Source organism: Sulfitobacter sp. 15WGC, assembly GCF_005068605.1.
Lineage (GTDB): Bacteria > Pseudomonadota > Alphaproteobacteria > Rhodobacterales > Rhodobacteraceae > Sulfitobacter > Sulfitobacter faviae.
This window is the reverse complement of sequence record NZ_SZNL01000001.1, coordinates 181422-199621: the sequence shown is the minus strand read 5'-3', so window position 1 is coordinate 199621 and position 18200 is coordinate 181422. Positions and strand designations below refer to the sequence as shown.

At 64.0% G+C, this 18200-nt stretch carries 12 protein-coding genes and 1 pseudogene; 5 read left to right on the top strand and 8 right to left on the bottom strand.

Annotated elements, in window-relative coordinates:
- Positions 1 to 54: 54 nt before the first annotated feature.
- The 6 genes from pyrC to FCK22_RS00990 form a co-directional block, all read right to left on the bottom strand.
- A complete protein-coding gene (gene pyrC, locus FCK22_RS01015) occupies positions 55 to 1086 on the bottom strand; it encodes a dihydroorotase (RefSeq protein WP_067268255.1) in 1032 nt (343 codons plus the stop codon).
- 45 nt (positions 1087 to 1131) lie between these two features.
- Positions 1132 to 2091 (bottom strand): phosphoadenosine phosphosulfate reductase, encoded by a 960-nt coding sequence (locus FCK22_RS01010; protein ID WP_067268257.1) that lies wholly within the window; start codon positions 2089 to 2091, stop codon positions 1132 to 1134.
- Between the two features lie 143 nt (positions 2092 to 2234).
- Positions 2235 to 2930 carry an FkbM family methyltransferase gene (locus tag FCK22_RS01005; RefSeq protein ID WP_331711067.1) on the bottom strand — a complete coding sequence of 232 codons (696 nt, stop codon included), beginning with the start codon at positions 2928 to 2930 and terminating at the stop codon, positions 2235 to 2237.
- A 3-nt stretch (positions 2931 to 2933) separates the two neighbouring features.
- Positions 2934 to 5288: a glycosyltransferase family 2 protein gene (locus tag FCK22_RS01000; RefSeq protein ID WP_067268264.1), complete on the bottom strand. Its 2355-nt coding sequence runs from the start codon at positions 5286 to 5288 to the stop codon at positions 2934 to 2936.
- Positions 5288 to 5914, bottom strand: a complete 627-nt coding sequence (locus FCK22_RS00995; protein WP_067268266.1) for a sulfotransferase — start codon at positions 5912 to 5914, stop codon at positions 5288 to 5290. Before FCK22_RS00995 ends, FCK22_RS01000 begins: the two co-directional genes overlap by 1 nt.
- Positions 5911 to 6930, bottom strand: a complete 1020-nt coding sequence (locus FCK22_RS00990; protein ID WP_067268268.1) for a glycosyltransferase family 2 protein — start codon at positions 6928 to 6930, stop codon at positions 5911 to 5913. The genes FCK22_RS00995 and FCK22_RS00990 overlap by 4 nt, the downstream gene beginning before the upstream one ends.
- Before the next feature lie 185 nt (positions 6931 to 7115).
- Between FCK22_RS00990 and FCK22_RS00985 the strand changes: the two genes are divergently transcribed.
- On the top strand, positions 7116 to 8024 hold the full coding sequence (locus FCK22_RS00985; RefSeq protein WP_067260723.1) for a MoxR family ATPase: 909 nt from the start codon (positions 7116 to 7118) through the stop codon (positions 8022 to 8024).
- 5 nt (positions 8025 to 8029) lie between these two features.
- Positions 8030 to 9289 carry a VWA domain-containing protein gene (locus tag FCK22_RS00980; protein WP_067260720.1) on the top strand — a complete coding sequence of 420 codons (1260 nt, stop codon included), beginning with the start codon at positions 8030 to 8032 and terminating at the stop codon, positions 9287 to 9289.
- 211 nt (positions 9290 to 9500) lie between these two features.
- On the opposite strand, the gene purL is transcribed toward FCK22_RS00980, so the two are convergent.
- Together purL and FCK22_RS00970 are read right to left on the bottom strand one after the other, a co-directional pair.
- Entirely contained in the window at positions 9501 to 11660 is a 2160-nt protein-coding gene (gene purL, locus FCK22_RS00975) for a phosphoribosylformylglycinamidine synthase subunit PurL (protein WP_067260719.1), read from the bottom strand.
- 285 nt (positions 11661 to 11945) lie between these two features.
- Entirely contained in the window at positions 11946 to 12857 is a 912-nt protein-coding gene (locus FCK22_RS00970; protein ID WP_067260717.1) for a LysR family transcriptional regulator, read from the bottom strand.
- A gap of 169 nt (positions 12858 to 13026) precedes the next feature.
- Between FCK22_RS00970 and FCK22_RS00965 the strand changes: the two are divergent.
- The 3 genes and pseudogenes from FCK22_RS00965 (at position 13027) to FCK22_RS00955 (ending at position 18191) form a co-directional block, all read left to right on the top strand.
- Positions 13027 to 16442, top strand: a pseudogene (locus FCK22_RS00965) (indolepyruvate ferredoxin oxidoreductase family protein).
- A 57-nt stretch (positions 16443 to 16499) separates the two neighbouring features.
- On the top strand, positions 16500 to 17372 hold the full coding sequence (locus FCK22_RS00960; protein ID WP_067260712.1) for a lysophospholipid acyltransferase family protein: 873 nt from the start codon (positions 16500 to 16502) through the stop codon (positions 17370 to 17372).
- A gap of 9 nt (positions 17373 to 17381) precedes the next feature.
- Positions 17382 to 18191: an aspartate/glutamate racemase family protein gene (locus tag FCK22_RS00955; protein WP_067260710.1), complete on the top strand. Its 810-nt coding sequence runs from the start codon at positions 17382 to 17384 to the stop codon at positions 18189 to 18191.
- The last annotated feature ends 9 nt before the right edge of the window (positions 18192 to 18200 follow it).

Here is an 18200-nt window from a genome sequence, read left to right as displayed (position 1 = left end):
GCAGACGTCCTTGGGTGGAGAGAGGTCGGAGCGGTATTTAAGAAAGGATGAAGATCAGGTGGTCCAGTGCAGATCGAAACCGGGGTCGAAGACCGTGACCGGGCCATCGGGCGTGTCGATGCTGTCGGGGTGCTGGGGCGCTTCGCGGCGCAGGGTGATTTGTGTTTCGTTTGGCGGCAGGCCGTAGAAGGCGGGGCCATTGAGCGAGGTGAAGGCTTCGAGCTTGTCGAGCGCGCCGTCTTCTTCGAACACCTGAGCGAGGATCGACATCGTGTTGGGCGCGGTGAAACAGCCCGCGCAGCCGCAGGGCTGCAGCTTGGCGCCATCGGTATGGGGCGCGCTGTCGGTGCCGAGGAAGAAGCGCGGATCGCCGGAAGTGGCCGCTTGGCGCAGGGCGCGGCGGTGGGTCTCGCGTTTGGCGACTGGCAGGCAGTAATAATGCGGGCGGATGCCACCGGCGAGGATGTGGTTGCGGTTGATCACCAGGTGGTGCGTGGTGATCGTGGCGGCAAGACCGCTGTCGTTGCTGCGCACATAGTCGGAGGCCTCGGCGGTGGTGATATGTTCCATGATCACGCGCAGCGCGGGGTGGGCGCGGCGGATCGGGTCGAGCACGCGGTCGATGAAGACAGCTTCGCGGTCGAAGATGTCGATCTCGCTGTCCGTGACCTCGCCATGGGTGCACAGCGGCAGGCCGATCTCGGCCATGCGGTCGAGCACCGGGGCGACATTGTCGAAGTTCGACACGCCGCTGGCGGAGTTGGTGGTGGCGCCTGCGGGGTAGAGTTTGACGGCGTGGATCAACCCCTCGGCATGGGCGCGGGCGACATCGTCGGGGTCCGTCTCCTCGGTCAGGTAGAGGGTCATCAGGGGCGTGAAATCCGCGCCCTCGGGCAGGGCGGCCATGATCCGGTCGCGGTAGGCGGCGGCCTGGGCGCCTGTCACCACGGGGGGCACGAGATTGGGCATGATGATGGCGCGGGCAAAGTCGCGGGCACTGTGCGGGACCACGGCGCGCAGCATGTCGCCGTCGCGTAGGTGCAGGTGCCAGTCATCGGGGCGGCGGATCGTGAGGCTTTGTGTCATGGGCGCGGGGCTAGCACAGAGCGGGGCCGCGCGCCAGATTGAAAACTATCCGGTGGCGGTCGCGGCCTCGGCCACGCGGGCCTTGCGTCTGGCGCGGATGCGTTCTAGGCGGCGGGCAAAGCGAGGGGCTTTCATCCGGGCTGAGACATTGGCGCAGAGCGCTTCGAGCAGCAGTTCGCGCCCTTGGGTGTTGATCGCTTGGCTGAGGTTGCGCAGATAGGGCAGGTAATCGCGCCGCGCGCGGTAGAGGGCGGCGAAGCGGGCTGCGTCCAACGTGCCCTCGGCGGCGGCTTGCAACAGTGGGTCGAGCTGGTCGATCTCTAGCAGGTCGGTTTGCAGCGCATCACCCATGAAGGGCATCCGCAATTTGGTGACATTGGCACGGGTGAAGAGCGCCGCATGCATCGCGTCGAGCCTCTCGCGCGGGTCATAGAGGACGAAGACCCGTTCGGCGGCGTCGAGCATATCGGGCGCATAGCCATAGCGCGACGTGAAATCGAGGATGCGCATATCGGCGAAACGGTCATCCCATTCGGTGATGCGCGGGTTTAACGTGGCTTGCGGTTGGATTGCCACCACCGCCGCGCCGGGGGCGGCCACGGAATAGGCGGCGGCGGCATAGGCGCAGGGGCCCGCGCCGTAGAAGAGCACTTGATCGAATTCGTCGAAGAAGCCGTCGTCGATCAGCCGGTCGAAATAGGCATAGACCTCTTCGGCGCGGAACCATGTGTCTCCGTCGCTGGCAAGGCACAGATGCGACCAGTCGTGATTGCGCACCATGTCCCAGCCCAAAGGCTGCGCCTTGTCAGAGAGCGCATGCATGCCTTGATAGGTCTCGAAGGTGACGAGCAGGGTCGTTTCACGCTCGATGAAGGCGGAAAAATGGCTTTCGCCCAGCGATTGAAAATAGCCATCTTCTTCGGCCACGGCCTCAATCGCGCGCAGCCATTTGCGTTTGGGCATATCGGCCAGTGAGCTTTCGATCGTGGGCGTCTCGCGCGGCATCGGGCATCCTCGGGCTTGTCGGGGCGGGGCAGAACCGCCGTTTCAGCTGGGTGTAGCCGGATATTAGGGCGAAAATGCGGAAAATCCGTGAGAAATTGAAGAGAATGTGACGGTTTTCCGGGGGCGCGGCTGTCGAAGGCGCGTTACCAGCTACGGCGGAAAGCCACGACTTTGTTGTGCGAGCTGCGGTGATAGTAGGCCATGCCCGCCCGCATGAAGGCGGCGAAGACCTTGTTGACGCCATCGGGGCCGATCCATTGCGGGTGCAATTCGATGATCGCGGCGCGGAGGGTGTCGAGGGGCAGATTGGGAATGAGATCGACCTCGGCCCCTTCAATGTCGCAGATCAATACGCTTGGGGTGAGGGCGGCAAAGACTTGGGCCGCGTCGAGCACGTCGATCTGATGGGCTTCAGGTGGGTCTTCGTCTATGAACCGGGTCAGGGAAGACGACAGGATGCGGTCGCGCACATAGAAATCCGCCTTGCCGGGGTTGGGGCCGAGGATCGCGTTGGTGACATGGGCGTTGGACAGCCCATTGGCCGCGTGGACCCGCCGGATATAGGGGATGAGGTTGGGGTTCGCCTCAAAGCTATGGACCGAGGCGACATTGCGTTTGCTGGCCACCAGCGTCGACATATAGCCAACCCCGCCGCCTAGTTCGATCACCCTGTCGCCTTCGCGGACCACGCGCAGCGCGGCCTCACTCTCCTTGGCTTCATAGGCGTTCTGTCGGAGCAGCTTGCGGATCCGCCCGCGCAGGATCGCCGGATCGTCGGGAAACTTCATGCCGCGGGAGTAGATGAAATTGGGTTCAGACGGGGGCGCGGCCTGTGTCACGGGTCAGCTTTCCATATCAAGGGCAAGGGCATAGGCAGCGCGTTCGGTTGCGGTTAACTTGATGTTAAGCGCATGGCGGTAGAGATCGCGGAACTCCGGTCTCTGGCGCAGTTCTTCGGCCTTGGCGCGGTGCCAGTCGAGGCCCGTTTGGTGATGTTTGCGCAGTTCGGCGTCGGCGAGGAGGTGGTTCATCTCTGCGCGCAGACGGGGCAGGTTGCGCTGGATCGACAGGTCGCGGTGGTCGTTCCAGTCCATTCGGATCCAATAGTTGATCCCGATGGATCTGTCGACATGAAGCGCGCGCCCGCGCTGGCGTTTGATAAGGAAGGAGTCGGCTGACCGGAGGGCATAATGGTTTAACTGTAGCAGGTCATAGCCGATGTTGCTGCGCGAGGACCGCCAGCCGTTGCGCAGCGCGTCGCGTGTCATGTCGTGGCCCGCGCCGTTGACCCATTTGACCTCGGATACCGCGGCCTCGTCCAATTTGTTTGGCCGGTGGCAGGACAGCTTGCCATAGGCGCCGAGGTTGCGGAACATCGTTTTGAACCCCCATGCGGTATGGGGTTTGGGGCAGAAGCTCGGCGCGCAGTGGTTGAATTGGCCGATCACGGGGGCCTCCGACAGGGCGGTCACGCCGTTGTGGCCGAAGAGGCGCCACGTCATTGCGATATTCGTGGCCTCAGGGGCGGCGGCGAAGAAGTCTTCGAGCCTGCCGTTGCCGGTGCGGATGTTGACGAATTCGTCCACGTCGATATGCGCGATCCATTCCGCTTGGCGGACGAGCGGTTCCTCCAGCGCTTGGTTCAACGCGTGTTGTTGGGGGGAGTTGCCTTTCCAATCGTCGTTGTTGCGGTGCTGGAGAATGCCCATGTCTTGCAGACGCCCCAAAACGGCATCGGTGCCGTCGCTGCAATCATTGGTGTAGATTAGGAAGTTATCAAAGCCCACGGCGCGGTGATAGGCCACCCATTCGACGATATAGGGCGCTTCGTTCTTCATGCAGGCGACGATGACATTGCCGCTACTGCCGGGCGGCAATGTGCGCGGGGGCACGGCGGTATAGGCGGGCGCGGGTTGGTCTTCGCCCGCAGGGGCTGCGCCGTTGTGGGGGCGGAAGGGGCCGCGCAGAATGGTTTCGTGGTTGACCTTTAGCCGGGTGAGGAGCCGATCATTGGCGGCGCGTGTCTCTTCGGGGGCGTCGGGATCGTGCAACAGCACCTCGAACCTCGCCGCGGAGCGGCGGGCCTCCTCGGCATCTGCGCGTTTTTGCGCGAGCGGGGTCGCGGTGCTGCGGATGCGGTGGGCGAAGGCGGCGAGGTATTGGGTGGCGCGAAAGCCGAACTGGGGGTCGGCTTCTTGCCACGGGGCCTCGGGCGTGTCGGGGGTAAGCGCTTGATCCAGCGCTGGAAAACGGGTGATGAGTGCGGCGTTGTCGCGGGCGAAATGGTCGGAGATCGCGGCGAGGCTCCCGGGTTTGATCACGGGGCCGCCGATTTGCAGCGCTTGCAACATCTGGCTCCATGTGCTGCGCGGGCAGGCGAGGTCATGGGTCTGTTGATAGCGGACCAGCACATCGTTGAACTGCCGCATCCGTGTCAGCCAAGGCGCGGGCAGGGCCGCGAGGGCGCGCCCGGGATCGACGGGGCCGAGGGGCGTGGAAAGGCCTAGGCTCTCGGTGATCTCGCTGGCCCCGGCCCTTGACATAAGATGGGGCAGGTCGAGCGGGCGAAACGTAATGTTGTCGGCTCCGAAGGCGGCGGCCCAATGGGCGTGCAGCGCTTGATAATCGAGCCAAAAGGGCGGGGCTTGCACCTCGGGGAAAAGGCCGAAATCCGGCGCGGTCTCTCTCTGGGCAAGCGCGCCATGCCACCAGTCGCCGCGCTCGGCCAAGGCCAGTTCCTGCGTCAGCGGATGACGGCGGCTTTCGGCCACAGCAAAGCCGTAATGCGCGACCAGCGTCCGCGCCTGTTCATCCAGATGCGCGACCACGCGGATATCGTCGAAATAGGGGCGCAGCAGATCGTGCAGGGCGCGCAGTTCCTCGGGCCGCGACAACAGGTTGCCCAGTTGCGCCGCGCTCAGCACCACATGATCGGCGCGGGTCTTGGCCAACTCATGCGGGATCAGCGCGTGAAATTCATCGCGCAGGGTGGTGCCGATCAGGGGGCTGTCCAAGCCGCGGCGGTGCCGTAGCAGACCCACCGCTTCCGGGGCGGCGCAAGCGGCATAGAGGCGGACGTGGTTCCAGTCGGGCGCCAGAACCCCCTGCTCGAGCAGCGCGTCCTTTTGCTGTTGCAGGATGTTGCGCAGCCGGGCGGCAGCGCGTTCGGTCGGACCGATGAAGAGGGTCAGCCGCATTACTCGGCCTCCGCTTTGCCGGTGTTGCTTTGGCCCCACCACGGCAAGTCAATCTCAAGATAATTTGCGATCTTGTCGCGCGCATCGGGGTCTTCGATGTCGAACTCCAGAAAGTTGGCACAACCGGCAAAGACACGGCGGCAGAAGGCGAAATGCCCTTCGATCCACCGGGCAAGCTCGGCCTCGTCGCGGCCAAAGCCGCGGGGCAGCCCCGGCACATCGGCCTGTGGCAAGCGTCGGCGGCCCAGATTATTCCAGCGCATCATGCTGTTGGCCGTCTTGGCCGGATCGCGGTGCGAGAGCAGAAACTTGACCTCGGGGTGGTGGTGCTGAATGGCACTTAATACGCCCCAATCTGTCTGCGGCCAGAGACTGCGGTCACGGCGCACGGCGCTCATCTCATTGATCACGTCGAACTCGTGCAGCCGCGCCAGCGGGTCGCCGCTGGCAAAGTAATCGGCATAGATGATCCGCCCCAGATGCGCGCCGGTGATCTCGGGAGAGTTGCTTTGGCCCTTGCGAATGCGCCAATCCGCGACCTTGAGTCCGGCGTGGCGCAGCGCATCCGTGAGCGTGGTTGTCCCGGTCTTGGGCAGGCCGAGGTTGACGATCCGCGGTCCTGTCATGTGAGGCCGATCTCGGCGCGGATCCGCGCTTCGGCGGCGCAGAACGGGCTGGCTTCGCGCAGTTGGGCCTGCATTTCGCGGTAGCTCGGATCGGTCAGCAGCGCGTCGCGGCGCGCGCGGTGGGCGGCGACGGAAGCGGCGTGCAGATCGGCGACGCCGGGCAGCGCTTTCAGGCGGTCGATTTCGGCCTGCAAGGCAGGCAGGTAACGCTGGATGGAGCGATCCTCCCAAGCCGCGTCGTTCCGGTCGCGCCAATAGCTGTCATCAAAAGCGCGGTGTTCGCGGTTCACGTCGCCACGGTCGTTCTTGACCAGATAGCTGTCGAGCGAGCGCAATGCGTAGTGGTTCAGCGTGGCAAAGCGCCGTGCACCGCGGGCGGGAAAGGCCCGGATGCGGCGTTTGGTGGCGGCACTGCGGAAGGGCTTAGGCACCTGACGGCCCGCGCCATCGGTCCAATGCGGCTGGTGCTTCGTGTCGTCGTGGAAGGGCCGGTGCGCCCCGTAGTAGCCCAAGGGGAAATCTCGCCGGACCAAGGTCTTAACCTCAATCGCCGTATCGGCGCAGCAGATGTCGGGGTTATGGCTATGGGTGAATTGCCCGATGACGGGGGCGTCGGTGAAATCCTCGACCCCGCCATTGGCGAAGAACTGGAAATTCAGCGAGATCGCCTGCGGGTTGCCGCAGGCCGTGATCAGGGCGGGCAGGCGGTGGTCGCCGACATGAATGTTCAGAAACTCATCCACATCGGCAATCCAGACCCAATCGGCCTGCGTGACGATGGGGTGACGCCGCGCATCCTTGAGCGCCTGCATCTGGTAGTTTCGATTGGTGGCCGGATTGGGCAGATGGGTGACGATACCGTGGCGGGCAAGCACGTCGAGCAGGGCATCGGTGCCATCGCTGCAATCGTTGGAGTAGAACAGGAAATCCGTGACCCCGATCACCCGGTTGAAGGCAATCCATTCCAGCAAAAACGGGCCTTCGTTCTTGACGCAGGTGACAGCGGTGATGCGCATGTCAGACCCCGCCGCGCCGGATCGCGATGAAAATGCTCTGTCCCATATCCGCCCCTGTGACCCCCTTGTTGCCGGAAGCCGTCGTTTATTGCGCAGGACTATGCCAGCGCGGGGAAATCCCGTCAATCTGCCGCCGCGCGGTCTGCCCTCTTGACGGGGCGGGGCGGGAATGCACCACTGGGGCCATGAAAAACATAGATACGATCGACGCGGTCCAAGAGATGCTGAGCGCTGAGGGCTATGTCTGCGACCGCGCGCTTGGGGTCGTGGTGTTCCTCAGCCTCACGCTGGGGCGGCCCCTGTTTTTGGAGGGCGAGGCGGGCGTCGGCAAGACCGAGATCGCCAAGGCGCTGGCCGCCGGTCTGGGTCGGCGGTTGATCCGGTTGCAATGCTATGAGGGGCTCGACGCTTCCAGCGCGGTTTACGAATGGAATTTTCCCGCTCAGATGGTGGCGATCCGCACGGCGGAGGCGGGTGGTGGCGCAGACCGGCGGGCGCTGACTCAGGAGTTGTTCAGCGACGACTACCTGATCGAACGCCCGCTGTTGCAGGCGTTGCGCCCGGATGAGAATGGCGCCCCGGTGCTGCTGATCGACGAGTTGGACCGCACCGATGCGCCTTTCGAGGCGTTCTTGCTGGAGGCGTTGAGCGATTTTCAGGTGACCATCCCCGAGCTTGGCACGATCCGCGCGCCCGAGCCGCCAATCGTGATCCTGACCTCGAACCGCACGCGTGAGGTGCATGACGCGCTGAAACGCCGCTGTCTTTACCACTGGGTCGATTATCCGGATGTGGCGCGGGAGATGGCGATCCTTGCTGCCCGCGCGCCTGAGGCGGCAGAGGCGCTTAGCCGCGAGGTGGTGGCCTTTGTCCAGCAATTGCGGACCGAGGATCTGTTCAAGAAGCCGGGCGTGGCGGAGACGATTGACTGGGCGAAATGCCTGCTGGCCTTGGATGTCACTACGCTCAGCCCCGAGGTTATCGCCGATACGCTGGGGGCTGTGCTGAAGTATCAAGATGACATCGCCAAGCTGCAAGGCTCTGAGGCGGCGCGCATTCTCGATCAGGCCCGCGCATCGCTGGCGCCTAGCTGAGCGTGATGGCCGAAGACCTACCTTTGGACCTGCCCGAGGACCCCAAGCTTGCGGGGAATATCACGCATTTCGCCCGCGCCCTGCGCCGGGCGGGGTTGTCAATCGGGCCGGGCCGGGTAGTGGAGGCGGTGGAGGCTGTCGCCGCCGTGGGCTTCACCAGCCGCCGCGATTTCTATTGGACGCTCCACGCCTGTTTCGTGAGCCGCCCCGAACAGGCGCGGGTCTTTGCGCAGATATTCCGGCTTTATTGGCGTGACCCGCGCTATCTGGAGCATATGATGGCCGCGATGCTGCCTGCGATCCGCGGCGTGCAAGAGGATCGCCCCGCCACGCCCGCCGAGAAACGCGCGGCAGAGGCCCTGTTAGACGGGGCCGAGGCACCGAAGCGGGAGGACGCGCCTCAGCCCGAGGAGACCCTCGTCGAGGTGGATGCAAGCCTGACCATGTCCGCGCGGGAGCGGTTGCGGACATTGGATTTCGAACAGATGAGCCTCGCGGAGATGGCTGAGGCGAAACGGATGTTGGCCAAGCTCGACCTGCCGGTGCCGCCGATGCCGAGCCGCCGCAATGAGGCGGCGGCGCGGGGGCAGATCGATGTGGCGCGCACGATGAAAGCGGCGCTGCGGCGGGGTGGAGAGGCGGACCGGCTTTATCGGAAGACACCGCGCGCGCGCTACCCGAACCTCGTTGTGCTGTGCGATATTTCCGGCTCGATGAGCCAATACAGCCGGGTGATCCTGCATTTTTTGCATGCGGTGGCCAACCGCAGGGGCAAAGGCTGGGCGCAGGTGCATGGTTTCACCTTTGGCACCCGGCTGACCAATATCACCCGGCATCTCGCGACCCGCGATGTGGATGCGGCGCTCGCCGCGGCGGGGGCGCAGGCGCAGGATTGGGAGGGCGGCACGCGTATCGGCGCGGCGTTGGCGGCCTTTAATCGAGACTGGTCGCGGCGGGTCATGGGGCAGGGGGCGGTGGTCTTGTTGATCACTGACGGGCTGGACCGGGACGACCCGGCAGAACTGGCGCGGCAAATGCAGCGGCTACATCTGACCGCGCGGCGGGTGATCTGGCTGAACCCGCTGCTTCGCTGGGACGGTTTCGCGCCCAAGGCGGCTGGCATTCGCGTGATGCTGCCCCATGTCGATAGTTTTCGCGCCGGGCACTCGATTGCATCTTTGGAAGCGCTGGCCGAGGCGATCTCGCGCCCCGATGATGCGGGGGAGAAGGCGCGGATGTTGGCGGGGTTGAACGCAGAGGTTTAGCCAATGAGGGGCAGGCGGAGGGCTGCGGGTCTCTCCAAAACCAGAGGGGTTTCGAAGCCACCCTTGATTGATCCCGGCCTGTCACCCGCCTGTCGTCGGTTCAAGCGAAATAGCCGTATCCCCTAAAGGGGCCCCTCGGCGATTTAGCCTGCCCCGCCGCCCTGCGCGCGACCGTTTGGTCTCAAGCAAGGGCGGCTCCGAAACCAGAGGTTCAGGCGAAGGTCTGGGCGAAAGTGGTCCGGTAGATCGTGCGCAGGTCCGACAGGGGCGCGGAGGCGCTGCCGAAGCTGACCTTGTCGCCGCCAAAGGCGCCGACGGCGGTGACCGCTACGCCCGCTTCCTTGCCCGCGGCGATCAGGGTTTCCGCGGCGTCGGCGGTGCAGGCGACGAGGTAGCGGGCTTGGTCTTCGCCGAAGAGGGTGGCGGTGTCTTCGCTTTCGATTTCCACGCCGATGCCTGCGGTTTCGGCCAGCTCGAAGGCCGCGAGGGCGAGGCCGCCGTCGCCGAGGTCGGTGCAGGCGGAGATTTGGCTGGCTTGGGCGCGGATGAATTCGCCGTGGCGGCGTTCGGTGCCGAGGTCGACATGGGGGGCGTCGCCCTCGGCCCGGTCGAAGGCTTCGGCGAGCAGAGCGGATTGGCCGAGGTGGCTGCCCGCCGCGCCGATCATGAGGGCGACATGGCCGTCGCGCAGCTGATTGCTGATGACTTGGTCGAGGCTGTCGATCAGGCCGACCGCGCCGATGGTGGGCGTGGGCAGGATGCCCTTGCCGTCGGTCTCGTTATAGAGCGAGACGTTGCCGGAAACGATGGGCATGTCGAGCGCGCCCACGGCCTCGCCGATGCCTTTGATGGCGCCGACGAATTGGCCCATGATCTCGGGCTTTTCGGGGTTGCCGAAGTTGAGGTTGTCGGTTGTTGCCAAGGGTTTGGCGCCCACGGCGCAGAGGTTGCGATAGGCTTCGGCGACGGCCTGTTTGCCGCCTTCGGTCGGGTTGGCCTTGACGTAGCGCGGGGTCACGTCAGAGGTGAAGGCCAGCGCCTTGTCGGTGCCATGCACCCGCACGATCCCCGCGCCGAGGCCGGGCAGGCGGACCGTATCGCCCATGACCATCGTGTCGTATTGTTCGTAAACCCAGTCTTTCGAGGCGTGGTTCACGGAGCCGATCAGGGCGCGCAGGCCTTCGATCGGGTCGATGCTGGGCGCATCGGTCAGCGCGGCGGCGGCGGGTGTTTCCACCCAAGGGCGGTCGTATTCGGGCGCGGTGGAGGCGAGTTTCGACAGCGGCAGATCGGCTTTGACCTCACCATCGAGACAGATGAGGAAGCGGTCTTCGGGGAGGGTTTCGCCCACGATGGCAAAATCGAGGTCCCATTTGTCGAAGACGGCTTTGGCCTCGGCCTCAAGCTCGGGGCGCAGCACCATGAGCATGCGCTCTTGGCTTTCGCTGAGCATCATTTCATAGGCGGTCATATGCGGCTCGCGCGTCGGGACCTTTTCAAGGTCGAGACGCACGCCAAGGCCACCTTTGTCGCCCATTTCCACGGCAGAGCAGGTCAGCCCCGCAGCGCCCATGTCTTGGATTGAGATCACGGCGCCGGTGGCCATCAGCTCGAGTGTGGCTTCCATCAGGCGCTTTTCGGTGAAGGGGTCGCCGACTTGAACGGTGGGGCGTTTCTCTTCGATGGTGTCGTCGAATTCGGCGCTGGCCATGGTGGCGCCGCCGACGCCGTCGCGGCCCGTCTTCGCACCGAGGTAAACCACCGGCATGCCCACGCCGGAGGCGGCGGAGTAGAAGATCTTGTCGGCATCGGCGAGGCCCGCCGCGAAGGCATTGACGAGGCAGTTGCCGTCATAGGCTTTGTCGAAACGCACTTCGCCGCCAACGGTTGGCACGCCGAAACAGTTGCCATAGCCGCCGACGCCTTCGACGACGCCGTGCACAAGCTGGCGGGTTTTGGGGTGGTCGGGGCGGCCGAAGCTCAGCGCGTTCATCGCCGCGATGGGGCGCGCGCCCATGGTGAAGACATCGCGCAGGATGCCGCCGACGCCGGTCGCCGCACCTTGGTAGGGTTCGATGTAGGAGGGGTGGTTGTGGCTCTCCATCTTGAAGACCAGCGCTTGGCCATCGCCGATGTCGACCACGCCTGCATTCTCGCCCGGGCCGCAGATCACCTGCGGGCCGGAGGTCGGCAGGGTGCGGAGCCATTTCTTGGAGGATTTATAGGAGCAGTGTTCGTTCCACATGGCCGAGAAAATGCCCATCTCGGTGTAGTTCGGCTCGCGCCCGAGGATGTTGACGACCTCGGCGTATTCCTCGGGGGTGAACCCGTGGCTGGCGATGAGGTCGGGCGTGATGGCTGGATCTTGCATGGAAATTCCCCGGCTGGCGCGTTTGCGCCCTCATACAAGGGGAAATGCCGGGGGGGGAAGTGGCTTTGGCCGCCTGCGGGCTGAAAGAAGGCGATGGGCCAAAAAAAAAGGCCGAGCTAAAAGCTCGGCCAAGTCCAACAGGGAGGTATGAAGCGACGCGCCCTCAGGCTGTCAATCTTCATGATGGTGAAATAGGAGGCAGGGCTGCCCAAATCAAGGCTATTTAACATCGCAAGTCATCATGGCCGATATGCGCCTATTGCATGGCTGGCCATGGGCTGCGGTTCAGCCTTCGCCCTCTACCCGTTCGCGCCATTGTTTGCGGTAGGTAATGATCTCTTCCTGAACGAAATCCTTGAATGCGGCGACGCGTTTGGATTGGCGCAGCTCTTCTGGATAGGCGAGGTAGACCGGCACTTCGGCGGATTCGATATCGGGCATGACCTGCACGATATGGGGGAAGTCTTGGATCAGGTAGTTGGGCAGCACGCCGAGGCCAAGGTGGTGCACCACGCCTTGCAGCACGCCGAAATAGTTGTTCACCGTCAAAAGCGAGCGCAGGTCGTACATCATCAGCTCTTTGACCAGTTGCAGCCCCGCGCCGACCTGATCGCTGTCGGTGTTCTGACAGATCAGCCGGTGATCGGTCATATCCTCCATCCGCGCGGGCGTGCCGTGTTTTTCGAGGTATTCCGGGCTGGCGTAAAGGCCCATGCGCACGGACATCAGCCGTTTGCGGACCAGATCGGCCTGACTCGGTTCCTTCATGCGGATCGCCACGTCGGCCTCGCGCATCGGGAGGTCAAGCACGCGTTCTTCGAGCATCAGGTCGACTTTGAGGTCGGGATATTGCTCGTAGAGTTTGGGCAGACGCGGGGCGAGCCAAAGGGTGCCGAAGCCGGTCGTCGTCGTGACACGTAGCTCGCCAAAGACCTCTTCTTCGCTGTCACGGATGCGTGCGGCGGCGGCGTCAAGGCGTTTGGCCATGGCCGAGGTCGCGTCGAACAAAAGCTCCCCCTGTTCGGTCAGGATCAGCCCGCGCGCATGTCGGTGAAAGAGGTTGGTGTTGAGCTGCTCTTCGAGCCCGCGAATCTGTCGGCTGACGGCGGATTGCGACAGGTTGAGCTTGTCCCCCGCATGGGTCAGCGACCCGGCATCGGCCACGGCGTGAAAAATTCTGAGTTTGTCCCAATCCATGGCCCGTACTTTCCTTGCCCAGCCTTTCTCCTACCTTAATAGCCGGGAGAAAACAGCACAAACCGTCGCCTGCGGGACTGCCGTTGCGGAATAACTGCTATACAGGTCAGCAACTGTGACCTATAATCCGGGCAATCATGCAAGACTGACGTGCTAGGGAGGGCCCGCCATGACGACGCAAAAGATTTCACTGAACGACCGTTTCGACCTCGACAAGAGCCCGGTGCTGCTGAACGGCACGCAGGCGCTGGTCCGGCTGATGATGATGCAATCGGCACGGGATCGCGCCGCGGGGTTGAATACCGCGGGCTATGTCACCGGCTACCGGGGCAGCCCGCTGGGGGGCGTGGATCTGCAAATGCAGCGCGCCGAGAAGAAGCTGGCCGAGCATAACGTGCGCTTCGAGCCGGGGCTGAACGAAGACCTCGCCGCGACCATGCTCTGGGGCAGTCAGCAGGCGGAACTGCGCGGGGAGGGTAAATACGACGGCGTCTTCGGCCTGTGGTACGGCAAGGGGCCGGGCGTGGACCGAACCGGCGACGTGATGCGCCATGCCAACATGGCGGGCACCTCGCCCCATGGCGGTGTGCTGATGGCCATGGGCGACGATCACACCGGCGAATCCTCCACCGTGCTACACCAGTCCGAATGGGCCATGGTCGATGCCTATATGCCCGTGGTCTCTCCTGCCGGTGTTCAGGAAATCCTCGACTACGGCATCTACGGCTGGGCGCTCAGCCGGTTCTCGGGTCTCTGGGTCGGTCTCAAGACCATGAAGGACACCGTGGAGGCCACCAGCGTGGTCAACGGCGATCCGAACCGGATGAAGCTGGTGCTCCCTGAGTTCGACATGCCCGACGGCGGCCTCAGCATCCGGCTGAACGACACGCCGCATCTGCAGGAAGCGCGGATGATCGACTACAAGCGCTTCGCGGCCGAGGCGTTCTCTCATGCCAACAAGATGGACAAACGCGTCTGGGGCAAGCGCGGGGCCAAGATCGGCTTTGCCGCGGCGGGCAAGAACTGGCTCGACCTCGTGCACGCCATGAGCCTGCTGAACATCGACGCGAACGAGGCCGAGCGGCTCGGAATCACCACCTACAAAATCGGCCAGACCTTCCCGCTCGACATGCAGGGTTTCCATGATTGGGCCGATGGGCTCGATCTGGTGGTCGTGGTCGAGGAGAAGCGCAAGCTGATCGAGGTGCAGATCAAGGAAGCGCTCTTCAACGACACGCACCGCCGGGTTTACGGCTGGCACAAGGGTGGTGCGGGCATGGAGCATGGCGAGGAGCTGTTCCCGACGCGCGGCGCGCTCGACCCCATCCTGATCGCCGAGAAGATCGGCGGCATCCTGCTGGAGGAAGGCCGCGAGACCGATGGCATCCGCGCGGGCCTTGAGGCGCTCAACGAAGCGCGCCGCTCGGACAATGCCGAGGATATCGCAGCCCGCCTGCCGTATTACTGCGCGGGCTGCCCGCATAACTCTTCGACCAAGGTGCCGGATGGCTCCCGCGCCTATGCGGGCATCGGCTGTCACTACATGGTGCAGTGGATGGACCGCGAGACGACGGGTTTCACCCATATGGGCGGCGAGGGCGCGAACTGGATCGGCGAGGCGCCGTTTTCGAACACCGAACATGTCTTCCAGAACCTCGGCGACGGCACCTACAACCACTCCGGCGTGCTGGCGATCCGTGCGGCTATCGCGGCCGGGACCAACATCACCTACAAGATCCTCTACAACGATGCCGTCGCCATGACCGGTGGCCAGCACAACGAGGGCGATCTCGACGCTTATCGCATCGTCGAAGAGCTGAAAGCCATGGGCGTGAAGAACGTCGCCGTGGTCTATGACCAGAAGGAAGACGTGGACCTTGCCCGCTTCAAGGGCGTGGAAATTCATGAGCGCGCCGAGATGCCGAACGTGCAAAAGGCCTACCGCAAGCACAAGGGCGTGTCGGCCATCGTCTACATCCAGACCTGCGCCGCCGAGAAACGCCGCCGCCGCAAGCGCGGGCTGTTCCCGGACCCCGACAAACGCGTCTTCATCAACGAGGACGTCTGCGAGGGTTGCGGCGATTGCGGCGTGCAGTCGAACTGCGTGGCCGTGGTGCCGAACGAGACCGAGTTGGGCCGCAAACGCGCCATCGACCAGTCGCAGTGCAACAAGGATTTCTCCTGCCTCGACGGGTTCTGCCCCTCTTTCGTGACGCTGGAAGGCGCCAAGATCCGGAAAGATCCGACCACCGATCTCAGCATTCCCGACCTGCCGATGCCGGACCTGCCCAAGATCGACGGCACCCATAACGTCGTCATCACCGGCGTGGGCGGTACCGGCGTCGTGACCATCGGCGCGCTCCTGGCGCAGGCGGCACAGCTCGACGGCAAGGGCGCGGGCATGATGGAGATGGCGGGCCTCGCCCAGAAGGGCGGTGCGGTGCATATCCACTGCCGTCTGGCCGAACGCCCCGAGGACATCAGCGCGATCCGCGTGGCCACCGGCGAGGCGCATGCGCTCATCGGCGGGGATCTGGTGGTTTCGGCTGGCCACAAGACGCTGGGTCTGACCGCGCGGGCCGTACCGGTGCAGTGGTGAACTCGCACCAGATCATCACCGGCGACTTCACCCGCGACACCGAGTTTCAGATGCCCTACGACCGGCTGAGCCTCGCGCTCGAGGCGCGGCTGAAGGATGACGTGACGATGTTCGATGCCTCGGATCTCGCTAAGGCGACTTTGGGCGACTCGATCTTCTCAAACATGATGATTTTCGGTGCCGCGTGGCAGCGTGGCCTGCTGCCGCTGACGTTCGAGAGCCTGATGCAGGCGATCGAGATGAACGGCGCGGCGGTGGAGCGCAACAAACGAGCCTTCGAGATCGGTCGCTGGGCCGTGCTCTACCCTGAAGATGCTAGAGCGGTGAGCCAGCCCGATAACGTGGTCGAACTGCCCAAATCGCTGGGGGAGAAGATCGCCTTCCGTGAGAACCACCTGACCGACTATCAGGGCAAGGGACTGGCCAAACGCTATACCAAGATGCTCGACGGTATCGAGGACCGTGACGTCAAGGCGGCGGTGGCCTTGGGGTATCACAAGCTCTTGAGCTACAAGGACGAATATGAGGTCGCCCGCCTTCTGATCACCAGCCGTGACAAGGCGCGGGCGCAGTTCGATGGCGACTTCAACATGACCTTCCACATGGCGCCGCCGCTGATCTCGAAGATGGGGCCGAATGGCCGCCCGCAGAAGCGTGAGTTCGGCCAGTGGCTGGAAGGGCCGCTGCGGGTCATGGCGAAGTTCAAAGGGCTGCGCGGCACGCCGCTCGATCCCTTCGGCTATACCGCCGAGCGCAAGATGGAGCGTGCGTTGATTAAGCAATATGAGGCCGATATGGCCGAGGTGCTGCCAAATCTGACCGATCAGACCCGCGACGCCATCGTGGCGCTGGCCGAACTGCCGCTACAAATCCGCGGCTTCGGGCCGGTGAAACAGGCCAATGAGGCCAAGGCCGCGAAACGGCGCGAGGAACTGCTGGCGGTGATCCGCGCAGGCGGCACCGCCACGGCCAAGGCGGCGGAGTAATACCGCTGTTACATCTTTGCCTTAAGGTGTCCGCCAAGACGATCCTGAGGCCGAGATGTGACCTACGCCCCTGACATAAGCTATGCCCATTCCGCCCGAACCCGGGGCGGGAGGGCGCTCATTCGATTGATGGAAAACACCACCGGGCGCGTGTCTTTGCTGAAACGGGCCGAAGGCTACGAAGACGATCTGGCCGCGGGGCTGGGGTTCTTCGATGCGATGGTGCAGCGCTGTGGTCTGACGCTGGACGTGATGCGCGGCGCTTTGGCGGATATCCCGACGCGGGGGCCGGTCATTCTGATCGCCAATCACCCCTACGGCATTCTGGATGGGCTGATGCTGGGCCATATCCTGAGCCAGACGCGCGGCGATTTTCGCATCATGGCCAATGCGGTTTTCAGCCAAGCGCCGGATCTGGCGCATCATCTGTTGCCCATCAGCTTTGCCGAAGACCGCGCCGCACTGGCGCTCAACCTCGCCACCCGCCGGACCGCGTTGAACTATCTGGCGCAGGGCGGGGCGATTGGCATCTTTCCCGGAGGCACCGTCAGCACCGCCGCACGGCCTTTTTCGCAGCCGTTGGACCCCGGCTGGCGCAGCTTCACGGCGCGGATGATCGCCAAGTCTGACGCCACGGTGGTGCCGATCTACTTTGACGGTCACACCAGCCGCTTGTTCCAGATCGCCAGTCACCTGCATGCCAACCTGCGCATGGGGCTGCTGATCAAAGAGTTCCGCGCCCGCGTCGATACGCCTGTGCGCGTGGCCATCGGCGCGCCCATTCCGCGCGCCACGCTCGACCCTCTGGCGGGGGACGCAAAAGCGATGATGGATTTCCTGCGCAAAGCCACCTATGAGTTGTCACCAAAGCCGGGCCAGTATCAGGGCCTCGGTTACGAGTTTGAGGAACGGCATAGAGCCGACAGGTGACGACAGACCATGGCAGTTGGTATTTTCGATTCGGGGCTGGGCGGGCTGACCGTCTGGAACAAGGTGCAAGAACGGCTGCCGGAGGTGGATTTTGTCTACCTTGCTGACAGCGCCCATGCGCCCTACGGCGTGCGCGACGCCGATGACATCTATGAGCTGACCTGTGCCGCCGTGCAGCGGCTGTTCGATGCGGGCTGCGATCTGGTGATCCTTGCCTGCAACACCGCCTCTGCCGCCGCGCTGCGCCGGATGCAAGAGGGGTGGATCCCGCGCGACAAGCGGGTGCTGGGGGTTTTCGTGCCCTTGATCGAAGCGATGACCGAGCGGCAGTGGGGCGACAACTCTCCCCCGCGCGAGGTGGCCGTCAACCATGTGGCGCTCTTCGCCACGCCTGCCACGGTGGCAAGCCGCGCGTTTCAGCGTGAACTGTCTTTCCGCGCCATCGGTGTGGATGTCGAGGCGCAGGCCTGCGGTGGGGTGGTCGATGCCATCGAAGAGGGTGACATGATCCTTGCCGAAGCGCTGGTGCGCAGCCACGTCGACGCGCTGAAGCGCAAGATGCCCAACCCCGATGCGGCGATCCTTGGCTGCACCCATTACCCGCTGATGCAGGAAGCTTTTCAGGCAGCCTTGGGCGGGCAGGTCAAAGTCTTCAGTCAGGCCGAGTTGGTGGCGGATTCCTTGGCCGATTACCTTGAGCGGCATCCTGATATGACAGGCACGGGTGAAGCCGCCTTTCTCACCACCGGTGATCCCGCCCGGGTGAGCGACCGCGCGACGCAGTTCCTGCGACGACAGATCACATTCACCGCCGCCTGAACTCCAATT

Coding starts and splice junctions, on each gene's coding strand:
- FCK22_RS00970 (WP_067260717.1), bottom strand. CDS start 12,857: ATGGATTGGGACAAACTCAGAATTTTTCACGCCGTGGCCGATGCCGGG.
- FCK22_RS00955 (WP_067260710.1), top strand. CDS start 17,382: ATGGCAGTTGGTATTTTCGATTCGGGGCTGGGCGGGCTGACCGTCTGG.
- FCK22_RS00985 (WP_067260723.1), top strand. CDS start 7,116: ATGAAAAACATAGATACGATCGACGCGGTCCAAGAGATGCTGAGCGCT.
- FCK22_RS01010 (WP_067268257.1), bottom strand. CDS start 2,091: ATGCCGCGCGAGACGCCCACGATCGAAAGCTCACTGGCCGATATGCCC.
- FCK22_RS00980 (WP_067260720.1), top strand. CDS start 8,030: ATGGCCGAAGACCTACCTTTGGACCTGCCCGAGGACCCCAAGCTTGCG.
- FCK22_RS01000 (WP_067268264.1), bottom strand. CDS start 5,288: ATGCGGCTGACCCTCTTCATCGGTCCGACCGAACGCGCTGCCGCCCGG.
- FCK22_RS00990 (WP_067268268.1), bottom strand. CDS start 6,930: ATGCGCATCACCGCTGTCACCTGCGTCAAGAACGAAGGCCCGTTTTTG.
- pyrC (WP_067268255.1), bottom strand. CDS start 1,086: ATGACACAAAGCCTCACGATCCGCCGCCCCGATGACTGGCACCTGCAC.
- purL (WP_067260719.1), bottom strand. CDS start 11,660: ATGCAAGATCCAGCCATCACGCCCGACCTCATCGCCAGCCACGGGTTC.
- FCK22_RS00995 (WP_067268266.1), bottom strand. CDS start 5,914: ATGACAGGACCGCGGATCGTCAACCTCGGCCTGCCCAAGACCGGGACA.